The sequence below is a fragment of the archaeon genome (genome assembly GCA_016432545.1).
Lineage (GTDB): Archaea > Thermoproteota > Nitrososphaeria > Nitrososphaerales > Gagatemarchaeaceae > UBA183.
Genome location: CP066694.1, coordinates 16,746 through 36,009, shown reverse-complemented (window position 1 = coordinate 36,009; position 19,264 = coordinate 16,746). Strand labels below are relative to the sequence as shown.

Here is a 19,264-nt window from a genome sequence, read left to right as displayed (position 1 = left end):
CCTCAAGCGCATCGGCATGCTCAGGAACGGCCGCGAAGCTTACTGGAGGCGCAAGGCCAAGTCTATCGTCGAGAGGAGGGCGAAGGCCGGCTCCCTGTACGACAGGCCCGCCATGAAGGAGGTCAGGAAGGGGATCAAGCAGTGGCAGGAATCTGTCCACGGCCGATGGGTCAGGGAACATCCAGAGTCTGAGAAAGAGTATCAGACCGCCTCCGGCATACCGGTGAAAGCGCTCTACACCCCCGGAGACGTCACGGACCACGACTATGCGGACCAGGGTTTCCCCGGAGTCTATCCGTACCTGAGGGGGGTCTACCCCAACATGTACAGGGGGAGGCAGTGGACCATGAGGATGTTCTCGGGGTTCGGGACGCCGGAGGACACCAACAATCGGCTCAAGCTCCTCCTCGAACATGGAGAGACGGGCCTTAGCATCGCGTTCGACATGCCCACTCTCTACGGATACGACTGCGACCATGAGAGGGCCCACGGCGAGGTGGGGAGGTGCGGGGTCAACGTTTCTTCGTTGAAGGACATGGAGGTCATCTTCGACGGGATACCACTAGACAAGGTGAGCACGTCAATGACGATCAACGCGCCTGCGACGATCCTGACATGCATGTACGCCGGCGTGGCTCAGAGGCAGGGGGTCCCGATGGAAAAGCTAAGGGGGACCGTGCAGGCTGACATGCTGAAGGAGTACATCGCGCAGAAGGAGTGGGTCTACCCGCCCGAGGCGCACCTGAGGTTGGTGCGGGACCTCATGGTCTTCTGCACAAAGAAGATGCCTCAGTGGAACTACATCAGCGTAAGCGGGTACCACATCAGGGAGGCCGGGTCCAGCGCGGTCCAGGAGTTGGCCTTCACGCTCGCGGACGGGTTCGGGTACGTCGAGCTGGGGCTCGAGGCTGGCCTGAAGGTCGAGCAGTTCGCCCCGCGACTGAGCTTCTTCTTCAACTCGACTATGGACTTCTTCGAGGAGATAGCGAAGTTCAGGGCCGCCAGGAGGATCTGGGCCACTGTACTTCGGGAGAAGTACGGCGTGAAGGACAAGAGAAGCCTCCTGATGAGGTTCCACACCCAGACCTCAGGCGCCTCCCTCACCTGGCAGCAGCCCCTCAACAACGTGATCAGGACAACCATCGAGGCGCTGGCTGCGGTGCTCGGGGGGACGCAGTCGCTCCACACGAATTCCTATGACGAGGCGTGGGCGCTTCCAACCGAGGAGGCAGTCCAGGTGGCCCTGAGGACCCAGCAGGTAATCGCCGAGGAGACCGGGGCCCCCAACGTGATCGACCCGCTGGGCGGGTCCTACTACGTCGAGTGGCTCACGGAACAGATGGAGGAGGAGGCCTACAAGTACTTCGACAGGATTGACTCGGCGGGCGGGCTCCTCAAGGCGATCAAGTCGGGCTACCTACAGAGGGAGATCGCGGAGAACTCGTACAGGCTCTCGAGGAGGGTAGAGGACGGAAAGGACAACGTAGTGGGAGTCAACAGGTACGAGGTCGAGGAGCGAGAGCCAATCAAGACTCTGAAGATCGACTTCAGGGCCCAGAAGAGACAGGTCAGGCGGATTCGCGGCGTGAAGAAGGAGAGGGACGAGGTCAGGGTAAGGCAGGCGCTCGCGAAAATCGGGAAGGCTTTTGAAAACGAGGATGCAAACTCGATCTACCCCATGCTCGAGGCGGTCATGAGATATGCCACGCTAGGGGAGATCGTCCAGGTGGGACGCGACATCTTCGGGACTTGGGAAGAGCCTGTAATCGTCTGACCCCCAAAGGTTTTCAAACCGGCCGGGCCTCGCCAGCAACGAGATGGCGCGCAAGGCCGTGGCGGCGCAGCGCAAGATCAGGGTGCTCGTAGCAAAGCCCGGGCTCGACGGGCACGACAGGGGCGTCCTAGTACTGGCTCGGGCCCTCCGTGACGCGGGTATGGAGGTGATCTACAGCGGGCTACTTCCTTCTCCGGAGAAGGTCGCGCAGATGGCAGTCGATGAAGACGTGGACGTCGTGGCGCTCTCGCTTCTCAACGGGGCGCACATGACCGCATTCCCCAAGGTCAAGCGGCTGCTCGTGAAGGCCGGGGGAGGCGACGTGATCGTGGTAGGAGGAGGGATAATCCCCGAGGAGGACAAGCCCAAGCTCGTCAAGATGGGCATCACCGGGCTCTTCGGCCCCGGCAGCTCTCTGGATGAGATAGTGGAGCACGTGAGGACAAGGGTTAGGAAGGAGCGTTGGGGGGTGCGCGCTCATGCTTGAGCAGGACGAGTTCGCGAGCCTCTCCAAGATGGAGTTCGACATCTCGGAGGAGCAGAAGTTGATCCTGGAGCAGGTCGACAGGGCCTGCAAGCAGATCAGGCCCATCGAGGACAAGTGCTACCTGGAGAGGAGGAGGAACGACGAGGTAGGGCCCGTCTTCGCAAGGGCGCACATGCTCGGGCTCCCGATATCGAGGAGGTACGGCGACGGGCAGGGGGCCGACATGGTGACCTACGCTCTGGCCATAGAGAGGATCGGAAGGGAAGGGACGGGCGTCAGGACTTTCTTCTCGGTCCACATCGCGCTCTGCCAGATGACGGTCCAGCACTGGGGAGACGAGGAACAGAAGCGCAGGATTCTGGCGCCTGCGACAAGAGGGGAGATGCTGCTCGCGTTTGGGCTCACTGAGCCGGGGGCAGGAAGCGACCCAGCCTCGCTGAGCTCCTCCTTCGAGGAGAGGGGCGGGAAGTTCTATTTGAGCGGGCAGAAGATGTGGATCTCCAACGGCTCGATCGCGGACAGCACGCTCGTCTTCGCGTACCCCAAGGGCAAGAAGGAGGGGATGTGCGCCTTCGTGGTCGACAAGGAGAGCCCGGGCTACTCGGCAAAGCCCATCGAGAACAAGCTGGGCCTGCCCACGGCCGACACTTCCACCATATACCTAGACAAGGTGGAGGTGCCGAAGGAGAACCTCCTGGGCCCCAGGGGGAAGGGGCTCTCTGTAGCTTACTACGGGCTCATGAGCGGGAGGCTGAGCGTTGCGGCAGGCTGCGTTGGGGTCATACAGGACTGTCTGGATGAAGCGGTCATGTACGCTGGGGTGAGACAGCAGCACGGCAGGAGGATAGGGAAGCACCAGCTCGTCCAGAGGCACATCGGGATCATGTCGACGAACCTCGAGGCCTCGAAGTGGCTTCTGCTCAGAGCTGCGTACCTGAAGCAGAAGTTCGAGGAGAGCCCGAGGGACGTGGGCCTCAGGGAGGTGGCCGACTTGGCGATAACCAAGGCGAAGTACTTCGCGGCGAACGCGTCCTTCGACGCAGCCAACAGGGCGGTCCAGGTCTTCGGGGCGAACGGGTATTCCTACGAGAACAGGCCCGCGCGCCATCTTGCGGACACACGGGTCACCACCATCTACGAGGGAACCAATGAGATCCTGGAGCAGAAGATCGCGGTCGGGTCTCTCGGAAGGGACTTCGAGGCATATTCCTGACTCTCAAGAGGTGAGATGGACGGCGTCGTCGAAGAGAGCGCTGACTTTGATGGTAGTCGCTGCCTTGGTCGTGGCCGGAGGACTCTTTGCCCTGCAGACGACGGGAAGGGCCACCGCGTGCAACCCGCCTGTAGTCGGGAGCGCCGGGAGATATCAGGCCCAGAAGATCGCGTTTGGCCCGGTTACGGAGTACTGCCTGGGGGCTCCTTCGCGGTGGGCCAACGGAGTCGCGGTCGGACCCGACGGCTCTGTCTGGTTCGGCGAGCAGTCCCTGCCCGGGCTCGGCAGGCTGATGACGAACGGGACTGTGGTCGAGTACGGATGGCCCGGGGCGCAACCCTTCGAGACCGGGAGCAACAACAGCCCCAGGACGGGAATCTGGGGAGTCGCAGTATGGAACGGGAAGGTTTGGGGGACCGACTCGGAGAACAGCCTGATAGTCGGGGTCGACCCGTCTGGGGGCCAGTTGACCGTCCTCAACGTGACCGAGCTAGCTCCGATCCCCTACACCTTCGCCGCGTCCCCGGATGGGTCCCTCTGGTTCACCTCTCTCTCGGACCCGCCGAAGGTGGGAAGGATCGGGCCTGACCTCTCGCTCTCCTACTTCGACGTGCTCGCGGCGGAAGGGTTCGAGCCGCTTCAGCTGGAGTTCACCAACTCTACGGCGGGATATCTCGTCGGCCTCACCCCCTCGAACCCCGGGGGGGAACAAGGGCTCTACAGGTTCAACGTGGACCCGGGGCAGATGGACGTCCGAGTCGCAAAGGTCGGAGGACTCGACCTCTCAGAGCCGGACAGCGTGTCCTCATACGGGCGATTCGTGTGGGTGGCGCAGCATGGGCCTTCCTCCATAGTCAGGTACGATACCGATTCGAGGACGTGGACCGTCTTCCCTCTCGCAAAGCCGAGCTACACGGGGACCACGCTGCCCTACTTCGTCGAGGCGCAGTCCTCCCAAGTCTGGTTCAACGAGCATTTTGCGAACAGGGTCGGGATGCTCGACCCCATCTCCGGGACGTCGGTGGAGTTCAGCGAGTCTGACCCTCCTCCCGAGTCCGGAAGCCAAGTCCAGAACGACCTGACGATCGCGGCGACGCAGGAGGGCGTGTGGTTCACTTCGATGTCAGGAGGATACGTAGGGTTCGTCGGGGCTGGCGCTAATGGGCCTTTCTCCTTGTCCGTAGCAGGGGGGAACGAAGTAGAGCTGGCAAGGGGAGTGGCTACGAGCGTCCAGGTGGACATCGCAGCGAGTCCGGGGAGCGGGAGTTGGCCTGCACAAGGAGTGATTGTCACGGACTCCGAGAACAAGACCTCGGTGCCGCGCCTTCTCTCTGCGGTATCGTCGGAGACCAGCGTTCCTGCCGGGTCTGGAGAACAGGTTCTCACGGTCCAACTTACTGCGGCGAGCAACCTGCCCGCAGGCAGGTATACGGTCGGGGTAACCCTCACGGACGGCTTGATCTTTGAGACGGTCTACCTCTTCGTGACGGTGACCTAGCGGCATGGGGACGGGCGAGTGCGGAGCCCTTACATAATTCGAGTCGCCGGCCGATGCGCGAATGAAGTGGGTCACGAGGGAAAAAGCAAAAGTGGACAGGATCGCCTGCCCTTGGCTGATCAAGAAGTTCGTGGACCCCCAGGCCGAGTTCCTCTTTGTCCCCGCTGAGACCGTCAAGGAGGTCGCAAGGAGAGAGGGTGCGACTCCATTTGACGCCAAGGACATAGAACTCACGCACTATGTCGAGGCAGGAAAGGAGTATGTCAGCTTCGATGCGATCATCAAGAAGTTTGTGCTAAAAGATCCGGCGCTGCTCGAACTCGCGAAGATAGTGCGAGGGGCAGACGCGAAGATCCCTGACGCGCCCCCGGAGTCGGCCGGGCTTGAAGCGGCGGCCATGGGGTTCAGGTCTCTTGCAAAGGACGACTTCGAGAACATGAAGATGCAGTTCCCGGCGTACGACGCGCTCTACGAGTATTGCGCACGGAGGCTCGCCGGAACTGCGAAGCTCGAACACGCAGGAAAGTAGCGCCTGTTGGAGAGCGCGCGGGCAGGCAGGAACGGCCCTTCTCTGCTGTACGCAGCAAAGGGCTCCAGGGTCTTTGTTTCAGGACTGATGAGCGTCTCCATCCCCGCCTATCTGCAGGCGATAGGATCTGGGGGCCTTTTCGTCGGGGTGGCACTGGCGGCGATTCTGGCCGGGAACGCGGCTTCGAACATAGTCCTGAACTTCCTGAGGGGAAAGGCGCCGACCAAGAAGATCCTTCAGGGGTTCAGCGGTTTGATGGTCATCGCCGGGGTGATCCTTGCCTGGACCGCCTCTCCGTGGGCGATTCTTCTGGCCTGTTTCATGGGCAACGTCAGTACGACTGGCACCGAGGCGGGACCGTTCCAATCTGCCGAAGCGGGAATACTGCCAGAGCTGGTCCCCGAGGGAAAGATAGTGAGGGCCTTCGGGAGGTACAACTTCGTGGGGTATCTGGCGGCCGCGTTCGGGACGTCTTCCCTGTCAGTGCCCGGGCTCCTCGGCGGGAGCCTTTGGGCCTTCAGGGCCCTCTTCCTGGCATTCGCCGGGGCGGGTGCCCTCCTGCTCGTCATCTATGCGACCCTGGCCTGGCCCAAAGAGGAACCTGCCGCAAGAGAGCTCAGCAAGGAAGCTAAAGGACAGATCGTCAGGCTCTCGGCCTTCTTCTCGGTGGACGCGTTCGGGGGCGCCTTCGTATCTCAGTACCTCCTCTCGTACTGGTTCTTCGTTGTGTACGGAGTCCCTCTGACGGGACTGGCCGCGATCTTCTTCGTATCCAGCCTCATCTCGGCCGCCTCGACCTATGGCGCGGCGCTCATCGCTGAGAGGATTGGCAACTTGAGGACGATGGTCTTCACCCACATCCCCTCCGGCGTACTCCTATTACTGACGCCGCTGGCCGGCTCCCTCGTCGGGTCCGTGGCCGTCCTCTTCCTAAGGCAAAGCCTCTCCCAAATGGACGTCCCGACGAGGCAGGCCCTCATGGCGGAGATGTTCGAAAAGGACGACCGGGTCCAGGCCTATGCAGCTACAAACGTAGTCAGGAGCCTAGGGACCTTTGGAGGTGGCCCGGTTGCCACGGGGCTGATAGCCTTGGGGGCGTACTCAGGGCTCCTCTACGCAGGAGGCCTGACTAAGATAGGATACGACCTTGCGATCTATTCTGCGTACAGGAAGAAGTTCAGGTAGCCTAGGGCGTGACTACGACTTTGGCTTTCATCCACGGATGGATGGTGCAGTAGTAGGAGTACGTCCCAGGTGTGTTGAACTTCAGCGAGTATGTGCCCCCTGGCTGCATTACGCCCGAGTCGAACGAACCTGTTACGTTGCTGGTCACTGTATGGGTGGTCCCGTCTCTGTTGACCCAGCTGACGGTTGTCCCGGCCGCCACACTGTACGTCCCCGGATGATAGAACTCTGCGTTGTTCGTGTTGGATGCCCCTGAGACAATTGCAATGTCGCCCGTGGCCCCGCCGAGGAGCCGTGACTCTGTCGCGCCGGCGAGGGCGCCGATTACGAGCGCCCCGACTATGAAACCGACGATCACGAGAGCTAGGGAGCCAGAGGAGGCCATCATCTTCCGCTGCGGGATGGCAGAGGGCTTCTTCCAGAACATCCTGACACCCGCGATCGAGTAGACAAGCACGGCAACGAGGGAGAGGATCACTGTCACTACTCCGAAGAAGGTGACGTAGTCGGAGGGGCTTGCGAGCGCGTCGGACGCGAAGGAGCCTTCAAGGAACAGGAACACGACGCTCAGGACTATGGAGCCGACATATGCGAACCTATTCCTCTTCCATACGCCGAAACCAAGAGCCAAGAAGAGTATGATGAACGGCACAAGGATGAAGACGAAGGGACTGCTCGCCCCGCCGGCCATGAGGATCGGAACGACCACGGAGATCAGATAGAGGCCTGAGTAGACAAGGCCCACGAAGGGTACCAGGACCTCGGGCACCGTCCACCAGCGTGAAGTGTGGGTCTCTTCAGCGGACAATTGTGAACGCTCCCGTGTGGGCGTATTTATCCTTGGGAAGCGAGGGAGTTGGGCGGCTTAGATGGAGGAGGCGACCTCGTCGAAGGACCAGGGCGACTCTGTGAGCCTCGGCCTCTTCCTGAGTCCGTCGAGGCGGCCTTCGGACTGGAGGTCCTTTACGACCTTTGCCGAGAACGCTGGGGCTCCGGTCGCGCCAGGTGAATTGTAGTTCAGGACGTGACAAGACTCTTCCCCGAAGACGAGTATTGCTTCTGGCTCGAACCCCCTCGAGCTCACGACCGACCCCCTGACCCCTGCGAGCCCGCGCTCCTCCAGGAGAGAAGTGTCTAACCGGGGGATGAACTTCCTCACTCTTCGGGCCATGGCATCCTTGGACAAGGAGCTCCGCCACTCGCCAGCCAAGAGGGAGAGGAACTCTGTGTTCATGGCCAACCTCAGCTTGGGGCCCAGAGGCCTCTCCAAGCTAGAAGGTGCATGCCTGAAACCGAAACCCTGGTAGGCGTAGGGGCCGCCGACCAGGACCGCGTTCGGGCCGACCTGGCGAGTCCCGTCCGCACGGACGACCAAGTGAGGGTCGAGGAATGGAAACGCCGGGTGCCGGGGAGGGGTGTAGACGTTCCTCCCGACCTTCTTGGCGAAGCCTCCCGCGACCCTCCAGTAGTCCCCGCGGAAGTACAGGGCCGACAGGTCCCGTGCCAGGCCCTCCTTGTGAGCAAGGGTGAGAGCACCCGCACCTCCGGCGTTGACCAGGAAGCGGCAGGAGACGCCGCTCGAGTCTGCAGCGGGGGAGAACGAGACGAGACATCTTCCAGTTGGGCCTGTGGAGACTCTCTCCACCCGACTCGTCGAGAGGAGGTCCACGCCAGCCCTGTCGCAGTGGTCGAAGAGTCTCCTGGTCATCAGTCCGAAGTCGACTGAAGTGTCGGTCTTCGAGTGCAGAGCTGCGGCGCAGTGCACTTCGGGCTCGAGCGAGGCCACCTCCCTGCCGTCGAGCAACTCGGTTTCGGCCTCTTCCATCCCATTCTTCTCTGCCCAGCCGAGGTACTTGTGAAGGACGGCGATGCCCGACTCGGTCGGAGCGGCCTCGAGGGTTCCGGTCTCCACCCACGGAAGCATCGACTCCCTCGAGAACTTCCTCCACAGAGGGTAGGAGACGGCGGCGGAGCGTGCAAAGACCTTCTTCCGGTCGGGGTCGAGGTAGAAGGGCCTGTGCACTACACCCGTGTTTCTCGAAGAAGTATGGGCGGCCACGCCGCCGGCAGAGTCGGCGACCGCAATCGAACAGTCATAGACGCTTGAGAGCCAGTAGGCGATGGAGACCCCCAGCACCCCCGCCCCGACCACGAGAAGGTCGTACTCCTTCCATCTGGACGACCGCACGACGGCGTCTCGTGGAGAGGGTTTGATAGGATTGTCGAGTTGGTGATTTGACTGAACGGATATTAACCAAGGGAGAGGCGATGAGTTGGTTTGGAGTCTGCCGGAGTCTCAACCTCCGTAGGGCTGACCGTCTTCGAGAGGGTCGCCAAGAGCGTCCACATCCCCTACATCGTGCTCTGTGCTGTCTTTGCGGTCTTGCTGGGGCCGCCGGCTCAGTTTGTGGCGATCTTCATAGATACAGGGAGCTTGGATGCAGCGTTCAAGCTGACCTTCCTGACTGGATACTCTTCGTTCTCCGTGGTCACGACTTCCGTTGAGTCTGGCGTTGCAGCGCAGACCATCTTCACCTTGAGCACTTTCACGGTCATGTACATGCCGAAGTTCGTCCGGACCAAGGTCGAGGAGTACGAGGCCGAGCTGACCGCGCTTGCGCCCGATGGGCCTCGGACGCTCCGCAAGGTCTTCGGGGGGATTTCAAGCCTGAAGCCGATGCTCGTCGTCTCCGCAGTCCTTGGATTGGCCTCAGTCGAGTACGTCTACAGCCTCCTCGGCCTTGCGACCGGGCCCCTCATGGAGATCTATGTCGCGGTCAGCAACACAGTCGTCAGCGTCGTCTTCGGGGTCTTCGTCTGGGTCTACTTCAGAACCCTTTGGGGGCTCTATAGGCTCGGCAAGGAGGACCTCAAGCTGACTTCGGCCGAAGTGGACCCTATGCTCGGCGTGAGGCCGATCGGCTCGATCTCCTTTACTCTCTTCATTTCGTACACGGCCGTCATCCTCTTTGTCGGGGCCGTGGTTGTGATCATCGCCGACCCGTTCTCGATTGCCGCAGTCCTGGTACTGGAAGTGGTCGGGGCCATCATGCTCTTCCTCCCGCTCAATAGTGTCCACAAGATGATGCTCGCGGGGAAGAGACAGGAGAGGCGGAGGATCGCTGAGGGCCTGGCGAGGGTATCGGGTCCGGCGGGAGACGCAGACTCACTGCTCAGGGACATCAAGGAAGTGCAGATGCTTCAGCTCAGGAGGGATATGGTCTCGGCCGTCCCGACGTGGCCCTTCGACACTGGAGTCCTCGGACGGTTCACAGCGATCGTGCTATCGGTCGTGGCGATCCTCCTTTCGAGGATAATCTCAGGGACCCTGCACATCTGACCGCCGGGTCAGGCTAGACGTTCTTCAGGTAGCCGTTGGTGTTGAGCCATTCTGCGTGTGCCTTGATGTAGCGCCAGAGGATGTCGGCCTTCCGGTTGTCAAAGTCCCAGGGAGCGATAAGGACGATGTCGCCTTCCCTGATCCACATTCGCCTCTTGAGCTTGCCCCTGATCCGGCACTGCCTCGTCTCGCCATCCACGCACTTTACGATCACCTGGTCGCCCCCGGTCATCTTGATCGCCCGGCCGAGGATCTCGCCCTGCTGGGGCATGACCAGTTCCTTGAGGTTGGATTCGCTGAGAACCTTGCGCTTACCCAACTAGGCTCACCGGCTCTACCTTCATTCGCATCCTTGCGGAATTCGGGCGCATTTTATCTGTATCTCCGCCACTTCTGTCGGGCACCGCGGTCTCCCTTCCTGGCCCACCGCCCGCCCTGCCTGCCTCCGGCGTGCCTCATTTGCCCCTTGTCGACGTGCCTGCGCTTTTCGTCGCCAGGTCTCAGGGGCCTGATCTCCGCTTTTGCCTGGCCTAGGATCCGCGCAAAGTCCCCCTCCTCGAAGGGAGTGACGAAGGTGTACGACCTTCCAGGGTCGCCTGCTCTCGCTGTCCTTCCAACTCTGTGGAAGTATACGACCGGGTCTTCGGGGACGTCGTAGTTCACCACGCACCCGATCTGCCTGACGTCGATGCCTCTGCTGGCGACGTCGGTGGCCACCATGATGTCCGCCTTCCCCGACCTGAAGAGGCTCATCGAGTGGTCCCTCTGGTTCTGGGAGAGGTCGCCGTGGAGCGACACTACGCTCATGAATCTCCTCTCCAGTTCGCGGGCCAGCCTGGCCGTGCCCCACTTGGTCCTGCAGAAGATCACTGCGGAGCCGCGCCTCTCTTTGGAGAGGATGTCGAGTAGGAGCTCCAGGCGCTTGTCAGCGTCGACCCTTGCGTAGAACTGCTCGAGGGCCTCAGGAGAGGGCTCGTTCTGGTCGACCATGATGTGCGTCGACTGGGGCATGTACTTCTCCGCCAGCCTCATGATGGAGCTCGGCATCGTCGCCGAGAAGAGGCTCAGCTGCCTCGAGTTGGGGGTCTTGCCCAGGATGAAGTCTACGTCGTCGATGAATCCCATGTCCAGCATCGTGTCGGCCTCGTCGAGGACAGCGAACCTCACGGACCCGAGCCTCAGCGTCCCGCGCTTGATATGGTCGATCGTCCTCCCGGGAGTCCCCACGACGACGTGTGGTCCTCGGCGAAGAGCGTCGAGTTGGAGGTTCATGGACTGGCCTCCGTAGATTGTGACAATCCTCACGCCCGTGAAGGACCCGATCTTGATCAGTTCCTTGGTGATCTGGACGGCTAGCTCCCTCGTGGGCGCGAGCACGAGAGCCTGGATGACCGGCAAGGACGTGTCTATGGAATGAAGCAGGGGTATCCCGAATGCGAGTGTCTTGCCCGAGCCTGCCTTCGCCTGTCCGATCAGATTCCTTCCCTCCAGGAGGGGGCCTATCGCTTGGGCCTGGATTGGGAAGGGCCTGCGGTACCCTGCCTCGTCCACGCCCTTTCGAACGGCCGGGCTCAGGTGCAACTCCATGAAGCTGTCCAATTTTTTCACTACTCAACAATTCGTTGTCCGCTGGCGGCCTTGCTGAGTGGCGCCATGAGACGCAGAGATTGACGACTTTACGCCTGGAGCCCCGTATTTAAAGGGAGAAGACCTGACATTGGCTTGGCTGGCCGGCTACATGAGTTCGGGGGGCTCATCGACCCTTCCGGCACCAGAGTGGCTTGGGAGGATCACAGTCGTGGTGGTCGTCGTTGTTGATGTCGTGGTGGTCACAGAGCTGGAGGTCGACGTGGTCCCCGTGCCGATGACGACGACAGTACCGGTCATGAAGGTGTGTATCGCGCAGTGATATCCGAAGGTGCCCGGTGTCGAGAAGGTGTGTGTGAAGTTCTCCCCAGGCGACAGCGTGCTGCTTCCCGAGAAGGCGCCGCCGTTCGCTGTCACAGTATGGGGCTCCGCCCCATTGTTAGTCCAGACGATGGTGTTGTTTACTCCAATAACCACGTGAATCGTGCCTGGATTGAACGAGAAGTCCTGGATGCTCACGGAGACTGGAGATACGGTCGCGATGACTCGCGGGGATGAGGCGAGGACGGCCAGGAGCGAGAGGGAGACGAGCAGGGCTGCCAAGAGGTAGGCGCCCCTGGGTCGCATGCAGCGGATTTTGAGACAAATTCGATTTAACGCTATTTCAGGATGTCTTCAGGATTGGGGCAGTTTCGGGGGTTGTCAACATTCCAGCCGGCTCCAAGATGTTAAAATCGCTCTAGGTACGGGGTGGTCATAGAAGTTGAGCTTAGAGAGTGGCACTGGAAGCGGACAGGGGGGCGAATCCGGGCAGCCTCCGGTCAGCCGAACTACGTTCACTCCCATGAAGAGGCCTACCTGGATTATCCCTGTGATGTTGCTGTGGACTGCCGCGGCGGCCTATGGACTGTGGGTCACCCTGTATCTCTACGGGCCGAGCGATAGCAAGAATCTCTACGTTGGGTGCGTCGCATGCCCTTGGTTTCATGTAGTGACCGACGACGTCGCGCTCAGGCTATTGATCCAAGTTCTCTCGGTATTTCAGATAGTAACGGCGTTTGCGATCATGAAGGGAAGGGTGTGGGCCCATTATGCAGGCCTTCTAATCTCGGTCTTGGTCATGCTCGCCTACACCTCTTTGTTTCTAGCTTACTACTCAGTTCCAGTAATCGTTGGTTTGAGGACCCCGCTGGTCCTTGTTAATCTCGCCGTGGGTGGCGGATCCCTGGCGATGCTATGGCTTTACCTGAGAAGGCCGAACGTGGTCGCCTACATAGACAATTAGAGTTCAGTCAGCTACTTCGGCCGGGGAAGGCTTTGGGAATCATGAACGGAACAGCCTTATCTTCTCGGGCTCGTTCGGTGCTCCGATGCAACTGCTAGGGCTTGACGACCAAGAAGAGTCGCTGGTCGAGAAGACAAGGCTTCACTTGAAGAAGTACGGCTCGGAGATTTCCAATGTCGCGGCCGGGATTCAGACCAGTAAGGGGACGGAGTTCTTCGGGCTTTGCATCGATCTGAAGACGGCGACGCTCGGCTCCTGCGCAGAGTACTCCGCAGTCGGGACGATGCTTTCAAGTGGCGAGAAGCGAATCCGGACCATCGTGGCGGTAGCTGAGAAAGGAAGAGGCGGCTACAGAGTCTTGCCACCGTGCGGAAAGTGTCGAGACCTTGTCAGAGGTTTTGGGAATCCGTACGTGATTCTTCAGGTCGGGAGTAGCACGAGGGAGGCCAAGAAGGTCAGGCTTTCTCAACTTCTCCCGTTCCCGTGGGACAGAACTCCGGCCCGATGACCGAATTAAGAAAGCGCCCTGGCCGGGATTTTCGTCCTTGGGATTTCGAACCCGGGTCGCCGCCGCTCTGCCAAGACGCGCTCGTTGACAGGGCAGCATACTGACCTCTATACTACCAGGGCGTCGAAAGACCCCGCCCGATGTCGGCTATTTAGTTTACCAGAACTGACCAAGTCAGTCGATTGAGTAGACGACTTGGACTGAAGAGTAGAGCGTCTGAGTTCCCGGGATGATCGGAGTGAGGTATGCGCTTGCATCCTGTATCCCTCTGGGTGCGTAGTCTGAATAACAGCAGTAGGAGGAGTACCCGCTACTCGCGCTGACGACTCCGGTGATATTGACTCCAGCCTCGGTTGCTATCAAAGTGGCCTGTTGATGAGCCGAATCGACAGCCCAGCTAAGGACCTGGTTCTGAAGCTTTTGCACCATCGACCTAGTCCCGGAGAAGTCCAGATTGACCTGGTTCGCGCCGGCCCCTGTAGCCGTGTCTATCACCTGGCCAGCCTTTAGCCCAAGAGCTGCCGGGTCACTGTTGGTGATGTTGATAGTAAGGCTGTTTGAAACTGTGTAGCTCACGATGGCCGGCGGATTCGGATTGTAGCAGTAGCATTCGTAGTAGTTCGGATAAAGAGAGAACCCCTGAGTGTGCATGCTCGTGTTGGCTATGCCTATCGAATTTAGCGCCTTGATCACCTTGGCGGTGAGAATCGCATCCTCCTTGGTGGCACCCAGGGCGGTTGCGTTCTTCGCGACCACGGAGATGCCAACTAGCGCTTCGTTGGGAGTGTATTGGATTTGGGCGGAGCCAGAGACAGAGATTGTGTAAGTTGGATCGAAGTTCCCAGACTGAGAAGAATATGGCCCTGACGAGGGAGGAAAGGTCACCGAACCATCTCCAATCTGAATCGGACCGGTCCTCTCCGTGGTCTTTTGCAAGTAGAGGTAAGACATGAACCCGGTCGACGTCGCCAGGACTGCTACAGCTATCAGGAGGACGACGGTCGCACCAGCGACGCCGGGCCGGGCGGGCTTTGCCAACGGCTACAAAGTATTGGGGGCCGTTAATTAGAATAGTTACCAGAACAGGATGGAATGTCCCAAGAATCCTAAATCTTCATGTAAAAATTCTCTGGGTGGTCCAGGGGCTTCGGGGGCATCTTGTGCTTCTGTCCGCATCGTGCAAGGTGCCTCTTGTACTTCTTCCCGCTGATCAGCTTCCCGCACTTCGGGCAGTTAGGCACGCGGGATTCCAGAACCGGTGATAGTTACGGATTTGGTCGACCTGTCCTGTCGACCGGGTGTCAAGCCGAGGGCTCGATACCTGTCACGATGTAGTCGACGGACTCGCCGATGTAGGTCGCGTGGTCCGAGATCCTCTCCAGGTACCTGAGGATGAGGCTGGCTGAAAGTGCGCACCTGACGTCCTTCTTCTGGTCCATGACTCCCCTCAAGTGCTGCCTGTAGCTCTCGTCGACCAGGTCGTCCAGCTTTGGAATGCGCCTCGCCAGCCCGACGTCCCTCTTCGCGAAGGCGTCCACGCTCATCCTGATCATCTCCTTCGTCGTGGCGGCTGCCTTAACCACGGCCTCGTGGTCGCACTTTCGAAGGTCCCCGAACATCTCGAGCACCTCCACTATGTCCAGGGCATATCGGCCGAATCTGTGGAAGCCGTATGAAATCTCGAAGCAGGCCTTGATGAACCTGAGGTCCGAGGCGACCGGCTGGAACCTTGCGATCAGTTCCATGGTGAGGTCGCTGACCTGGCGGTGGAGGCCTTGCAGCTTCTGAGCCTGTTCACGCACCTGTCCGGCCTTTCCGCCGCTGGCGTACGCCTCTATGGACGAGGCTACGGCGTTCTCAGAGAGGGCGGCCATTTCCAGGAGGAGCCCGTTGAGCCGCTCGAGCCCCATGTCCATGAGCCTAGTCAATCCATACCACTATCCGAACTTCCCGGTGATGTACCTCTCAGTAAGCTCCTCCTTCGGGTTCTCGAAAATCTTGGGGGTGTCATCATATTCGATCAGCTTCCCCAGGTAGAGGAAGGCGGTATAGTCCGCGACCCTGGAGGCTTGCTGCATGTTGTGGGTCACGACGACCACGGTGTACCTGCTCTTCAGGGAGGTCATCAAGCCCTCGATCTTAGCGGTAGCCACAGGGTCCAGGGCCGAGCAAGGCTCGTCCATCAATATCACTTCGGGCTCGAGGGCGATTGCCCTCGCGATGCAGAGTCGCTGCTGTTGCCCCCCGGAGATGCTCGTCCCCGGCTTGTCCAGGTCGTCTCTGACTTCGTCCCACAGACCGGCAAGCTCAAGGCTCCTTCGTACTACCTCGTCCAGGTCCTTTCCCTTTCTCGCTCCCGTGAGCTTCAGCCCTGCTGCGACGTTGTCATAGATTGACATCGTGGGAAATGGATTGGGCTTCTGGAAGACCATTCCTATCCTTCGTCTAATGAGGACCGGGTCCACCTTTGGCCCATAGATGTCGTTCCGATCGAGGAAGACGTGCCCTTCGGTCTTGGCTCCGGGGACCAGCTCGTGCATCCTGTTCAGGCATCTGACGTAGGTAGACTTTCCGCACCCCGAAGGCCCTATGATAGCCGTAATCGCGTGAGACGCTATCCCAAGGCTGACGCCGTCGAGGGCCTGCTTTCCCCCATACCATGCGCTGAGCCCCTCGCTCCTCATCTTCTCGCTGGAGCCGGGAGCGCCCATCGGAAACGGGTCTGGCGGCCGTAGTTCTTTTGTCTTCATCTCAAGGGTCTCCTGCAAGACTAGGGTCACCTTCTGGCTCCTCTTCCTCTGGTCGCGAGCCTGACGGCTATGTTGATCAGCAGTACCATCAGGATCAGGACAAGGGCGGCGCCCCACGCCTGAAGCTGGTAACCCTGGTAGGGCTGCTTCCAGTCCGAGAAGATGTACATGGTAAGCGAGCCCACAGGCCCGTTCAGACCTGTGGCAAAGTAGCTGTTTCCGAACGCAGTGAAAATCAGCGGTGCCGTCTCTCCGGCTACTCTTGCGACGGCCAGAAGGGACCCGGTGATGAGCCCCGACCGTGCGGCACGGAGGACCACGCTGACCGTCCCCCTCCACTTCCTTATCCCCAGAGCCAGAGAGGCCTCCCTTAGGGAGTTGGGCACGAGCTTGACCGACTCCTCCGTGGTCCTCGAAACGATGGGAATCAGGATGAAGCACAGGGCGAGTGCTCCGGCGATGGTCGAGTAGCCGAATATCAGGACGAAGGTAAGATAAATCGTGATCCCTGCAACTATCGACGGGAATTCGGTTAGGACGTCGTTGAGAAGCCTCAGGACTGACGCGTAGCGATTGGTCCCATACTCTGCAAGAAAGATCCCGGACATGATGCCGATCGGAATTCCGATCAGGCTGGTGAGGCCTACGAGCATCAGCGTCCCCTGTATCGCCGGCCCTATTCCCCCGGGGCTAGTCGTGCTCGGAAGAGAGTCCGTGGTGAGAAAGGCCCAGCTCATCGCAGGGAGGCCCTTCGCGATGACACCCAACAAGATGCTCCCGAGGGGTATGACAGCGAGGACCACGCAGAGGCCACCAAGTATCGTGAAGACCCTGTCCTTCAGCCTGCGCGCGGCATAGTGGTCCATGCTATTCCACCGCGCCCCCCTTCACTTTCAGCAGCCTTGTGACCATGAGTCGCGCTAGCACGTTAATCACGAGGGCCAAGACAAGAAGGAAGAGGCCAACGCCGAGAATCGCAGAGAACTCGTAGGTCCCCGGGGTCGCGTCGAAGAAGATGTTGACTATGTATGACGACATCGTCTGGCTCTGCTTGAGCAGTGAAGTAGGCAGGGCAAGGGGGCCGACCGCGTTGCCTATCACCATGCTCACCGCTATGGTCTCGCCCACCGCTCTCCCGAGGCCCAGAATGACGGCCCCGAAGAGACCGGAGCGTGCGTAGTTGAGCACCCAGTGGCGCGTAACCTCCCATCGGGTAGCGCCGATGCTGTAGGCGCCCTCGCGGATCGAGTTGGGGACGGCAGAAATGACTTCGCGGCTCACGGAGGAGACCGTGGGTATGATCATGATCGACAGTATCAAGCCAGCCGAGAGGACGTCGACCCCCACGGGAGAACCGCCTAGGCCAGGGAGCCATCCCAAGTAGGCAGAGAGCGGGGTCTCGATGTAGTCGGCCAGGAAGTAGCGGAAGACGAAGAATCCCCAGAGCCCGTAGATCACGCTGGGGACAGCGGCGAGCAACTCGACCAGGTTCGAGACCGGGATTCGCAGTCGCCTGGGAGACATCTCGGAGAGGAAGATGGCGATGCCGAGACTGATCGGGACTCCTACTACGATAGCGATCCCGGATGTGGCGAGCGTCCCCAAGAGGTAGGGAAGCGCGCCGTAGATCTCGTGCCCTTCGGCCGAGTTCCATTCAATCCCTGTGAAGAAGTAGGTTCCGAACTTCGAGAGGACTAGAGTCGAGCCGCTGACTAGGACATACCCGGCCAAGAAGACTATGAGTACGACGGATGAAGCAAGAAGGGCGGCCCCGACCTTGAACGCTGTATCGCCGCTTGGGAGGCTCCTCATAAGTGACGATTCCTATGGTCTGTAAAATGGGTAGAGGCTGGTGTCGGAAGCCCGGCACCATGCCTATGATGTTGGGAGTGGTTGTCCGTTGAGGGTGATGGTCTGGATAGTCTGTTCGTCCAGCGTTACCACGTTCTGTGGCAGCGGGACGTAGTCTAGTGTTTGGGATTGCTGCTGGCCGTCGTGCACGGCCCACCACAGGAACTGCACGAGGGCGGTCGCCCCTGCAATCGATTTGCCTGAGGTCTGCGCCGTGTTTACGCTCAGCTCCTTGTAGACGAAGATGTAGGTGAAAGTGACGATTGGGTATGTCGTGGCTCCAGGCTTGTTCAGGAGGTCGACTCCGGACCAGTCCCCGTTGCCCGCGGGGAGGTTGCTAAGTGCCAACGCTGCCGCTGCAGAGGTCTGGAGGCTGGGGACCACGTACTTGCCCGCAGGGTTCTGGACGGCGCTCAGGGTCAGCTTCGGCGTGGACGTGAGCGCGTACGCGAGTTCCACATAGCCTATCGTCAGGTGTGTCCCTTGGACGAACCCTGCGACGCCCGCGTTGCCGTTTGCCCCGTACCCAGTCGGCCAGGAGGGTGCTTTCGCCTGCCCAACTTCCTTTGCCCAGGCCGGGCTGTCCTGCGTGAGGAAGCCTGTGAAGGTGAAGGTGGTTCCTGAGCTGTCAGAGCGGTGGACCACTATGATCTGCTGGGCTGGTAGTGCTGCTTTGAGGGTCGCGTTGGTCTGGAGGTTGACTATCTTGGGGTCGTTCCACATGGTGATGTTCCCTGCGTAGATCTGGGCGATCACGTCACCCGTGAGGTTCAAGCCCGTCGCGATGTGCGGGAGGTTGTAGGCGACAGTGATTGCGCCTATTGTGACGGGAATCGTCAGGGCGTTTGGAGCCTTTGCCTGGTCGGCTGCCTTCAGGGGCGCGTCCGAGGCTGCGTAGTCGACGGTGTGGCTCTCCAGGTCGGTGATTCCTGCCCCGCTGCCTACTGCCTGGTAGTTGATGTGGATGTTCGTGTGCAGGCCCGAGTACTGGGTTATCATCGCCGACATCAGCGGATAGACGAATGTCGAGCCGGCGCCGCCCAGCGTTTCGGCCTGGGCCGAGGTTGTCGTGTTGGATGAGGTAGTGTTCCCGCCATAGTTGGATCCGTAGAGCGCATACGCCCCGGCACCCGCTACCACGACGATCAACACCACGACAATTGCGATTGTAGTTGTGCTTACTGCTTTCCGTTCGGTGTTCATTTTCGAGCCTTCCCGCAGGCGCGCCGGTTTTAGGGGTCGCCGAAGTATTCCACG

The 19,264-nt window shown here is 60.2% G+C and carries 20 protein-coding genes and 1 tRNA gene; 9 read left to right on the top strand and 12 right to left on the bottom strand.

Going from position 1 to position 19,264, the window contains the following annotated elements:
• The first annotated feature begins 16 nt into the window (after positions 1 to 16).
• The 6 genes from HY247_00205 (at position 17) to HY247_00180 (ending at position 6,686) form a co-directional block, all read left to right on the top strand.
• Positions 17 to 1,774 carry a methylmalonyl-CoA mutase family protein gene (locus HY247_00205; protein QQG48784.1) on the top strand — a complete coding sequence of 586 codons (1,758 nt, stop codon included), beginning with the start codon at positions 17 to 19 and terminating at the stop codon, positions 1,772 to 1,774.
• A gap of 43 nt (positions 1,775 to 1,817) precedes the next feature.
• Entirely contained in the window at positions 1,818 to 2,261 is a 444-nt protein-coding gene (locus tag HY247_00200; protein ID QQG48783.1) for a cobalamin B12-binding domain-containing protein, read from the top strand.
• On the top strand, positions 2,254 to 3,474 hold the full coding sequence (locus tag HY247_00195; protein QQG48782.1) for an acyl-CoA dehydrogenase family protein: 1,221 nt from the start codon (positions 2,254 to 2,256) through the stop codon (positions 3,472 to 3,474). The genes HY247_00200 and HY247_00195 overlap by 8 nt, the downstream gene beginning before the upstream one ends.
• Positions 3,475 to 3,520: 46 nt before the next feature.
• On the top strand, positions 3,521 to 4,972 hold the full coding sequence (locus tag HY247_00190; GenBank protein ID QQG48781.1) for a hypothetical protein: 1,452 nt from the start codon (positions 3,521 to 3,523) through the stop codon (positions 4,970 to 4,972).
• A gap of 61 nt (positions 4,973 to 5,033) precedes the next feature.
• Positions 5,034 to 5,501, top strand: coding sequence for a chromate resistance protein (locus HY247_00185; GenBank protein ID QQG48780.1), 468 nt, complete (start codon positions 5,034 to 5,036; stop codon positions 5,499 to 5,501).
• Between the two features lie 6 nt (positions 5,502 to 5,507).
• Positions 5,508 to 6,686 carry an MFS transporter gene (locus HY247_00180; GenBank protein ID QQG48779.1) on the top strand — a complete coding sequence of 393 codons (1,179 nt, stop codon included), beginning with the start codon at positions 5,508 to 5,510 and terminating at the stop codon, positions 6,684 to 6,686.
• 1 nt (position 6,687) lies between these two features.
• Here the strand turns inward: HY247_00180 and HY247_00175 are convergent, their stop codons facing one another.
• Both HY247_00175 and HY247_00170 read right to left on the bottom strand, forming a co-directional pair.
• Complete coding sequence (locus tag HY247_00175) at positions 6,688 to 7,494, bottom strand: hypothetical protein (GenBank protein QQG48778.1); 807 nt, start codon at positions 7,492 to 7,494, stop codon at positions 6,688 to 6,690.
• Between the two features lie 57 nt (positions 7,495 to 7,551).
• Positions 7,552 to 8,874, bottom strand: a complete 1,323-nt coding sequence (locus HY247_00170) for an FAD-dependent oxidoreductase (GenBank protein QQG48777.1) — start codon at positions 8,872 to 8,874, stop codon at positions 7,552 to 7,554.
• Between the two features lie 90 nt (positions 8,875 to 8,964).
• On the opposite strand from HY247_00170, the gene HY247_00165 reads away from it, so the two are divergent.
• Complete coding sequence (locus tag HY247_00165) at positions 8,965 to 10,026, top strand: hypothetical protein (protein QQG48776.1); 1,062 nt, start codon at positions 8,965 to 8,967, stop codon at positions 10,024 to 10,026.
• 13 nt (positions 10,027 to 10,039) lie between these two features.
• On the opposite strand, the gene eif1A is transcribed toward HY247_00165, so the two are convergent.
• From eif1A to HY247_00150, 3 genes are all read right to left on the bottom strand, one after another.
• Positions 10,040 to 10,345: a translation initiation factor eIF-1A gene (gene eif1A / locus HY247_00160; protein ID QQG48775.1), complete on the bottom strand. Its 306-nt coding sequence runs from the start codon at positions 10,343 to 10,345 to the stop codon at positions 10,040 to 10,042.
• Between the two features lie 53 nt (positions 10,346 to 10,398).
• Positions 10,399 to 11,625 carry a DEAD/DEAH box helicase gene (locus HY247_00155; GenBank protein ID QQG48774.1) on the bottom strand — a complete coding sequence of 409 codons (1,227 nt, stop codon included), beginning with the start codon at positions 11,623 to 11,625 and terminating at the stop codon, positions 10,399 to 10,401.
• A 135-nt stretch (positions 11,626 to 11,760) separates the two neighbouring features.
• On the bottom strand, positions 11,761 to 12,240 hold the full coding sequence (locus tag HY247_00150) for a cupredoxin domain-containing protein (GenBank protein QQG48773.1): 480 nt from the start codon (positions 12,238 to 12,240) through the stop codon (positions 11,761 to 11,763).
• Between the two features lie 217 nt (positions 12,241 to 12,457).
• On the opposite strand from HY247_00150, the gene HY247_00145 reads away from it, so the two are divergent.
• Together HY247_00145 and HY247_00140 are read left to right on the top strand one after the other, a co-directional pair.
• Positions 12,458 to 12,898 (top strand): hypothetical protein, encoded by a 441-nt coding sequence (locus tag HY247_00145; GenBank protein QQG48772.1) that lies wholly within the window; start codon positions 12,458 to 12,460, stop codon positions 12,896 to 12,898.
• An 85-nt stretch (positions 12,899 to 12,983) separates the two neighbouring features.
• Positions 12,984 to 13,406 carry a hypothetical protein gene (locus HY247_00140; GenBank protein ID QQG48771.1) on the top strand — a complete coding sequence of 141 codons (423 nt, stop codon included), beginning with the start codon at positions 12,984 to 12,986 and terminating at the stop codon, positions 13,404 to 13,406.
• 14 nt (positions 13,407 to 13,420) lie between these two features.
• On the opposite strand, the gene HY247_00135 is transcribed toward HY247_00140, so the two are convergent.
• The 7 genes from HY247_00135 to pstS all read right to left on the bottom strand — a co-directional run bounded on the left by HY247_00135 (position 13,421) and on the right by pstS (position 19,210).
• A tRNA-Asp gene (locus tag HY247_00135) sits at positions 13,421 to 13,528 on the bottom strand.
• A 52-nt stretch (positions 13,529 to 13,580) separates the two neighbouring features.
• Complete coding sequence (locus HY247_00130; protein QQG48770.1) at positions 13,581 to 14,444, bottom strand: SIMPL domain-containing protein; 864 nt, start codon at positions 14,442 to 14,444, stop codon at positions 13,581 to 13,583.
• Between the two features lie 263 nt (positions 14,445 to 14,707).
• Positions 14,708 to 15,334, bottom strand: coding sequence for a phosphate uptake regulator, PhoU (locus HY247_00125; protein ID QQG48769.1), 627 nt, complete (start codon positions 15,332 to 15,334; stop codon positions 14,708 to 14,710).
• Positions 15,335 to 15,343: 9 nt separating this feature from the next.
• The gene (gene pstB / locus HY247_00120; protein ID QQG49497.1) at positions 15,344 to 16,117 is read right to left on the bottom strand and encodes a phosphate ABC transporter ATP-binding protein; all 774 of its coding nucleotides are present in this window, start codon (positions 16,115 to 16,117) and stop codon (positions 15,344 to 15,346) included.
• A gap of 65 nt (positions 16,118 to 16,182) precedes the next feature.
• On the bottom strand, positions 16,183 to 17,022 hold the full coding sequence (gene pstA, locus HY247_00115) for a phosphate ABC transporter permease PstA (protein ID QQG48768.1): 840 nt from the start codon (positions 17,020 to 17,022) through the stop codon (positions 16,183 to 16,185).
• 1 nt (position 17,023) lies between these two features.
• On the bottom strand, positions 17,024 to 17,968 hold the full coding sequence (gene pstC, locus HY247_00110) for a phosphate ABC transporter permease subunit PstC (protein QQG48767.1): 945 nt from the start codon (positions 17,966 to 17,968) through the stop codon (positions 17,024 to 17,026).
• Between the two features lie 63 nt (positions 17,969 to 18,031).
• Positions 18,032 to 19,210, bottom strand: a complete 1,179-nt coding sequence (pstS, locus tag HY247_00105) for a phosphate ABC transporter substrate-binding protein PstS (protein ID QQG48766.1) — start codon at positions 19,208 to 19,210, stop codon at positions 18,032 to 18,034.
• Positions 19,211 to 19,264: the final 54 nt, after the last annotated feature.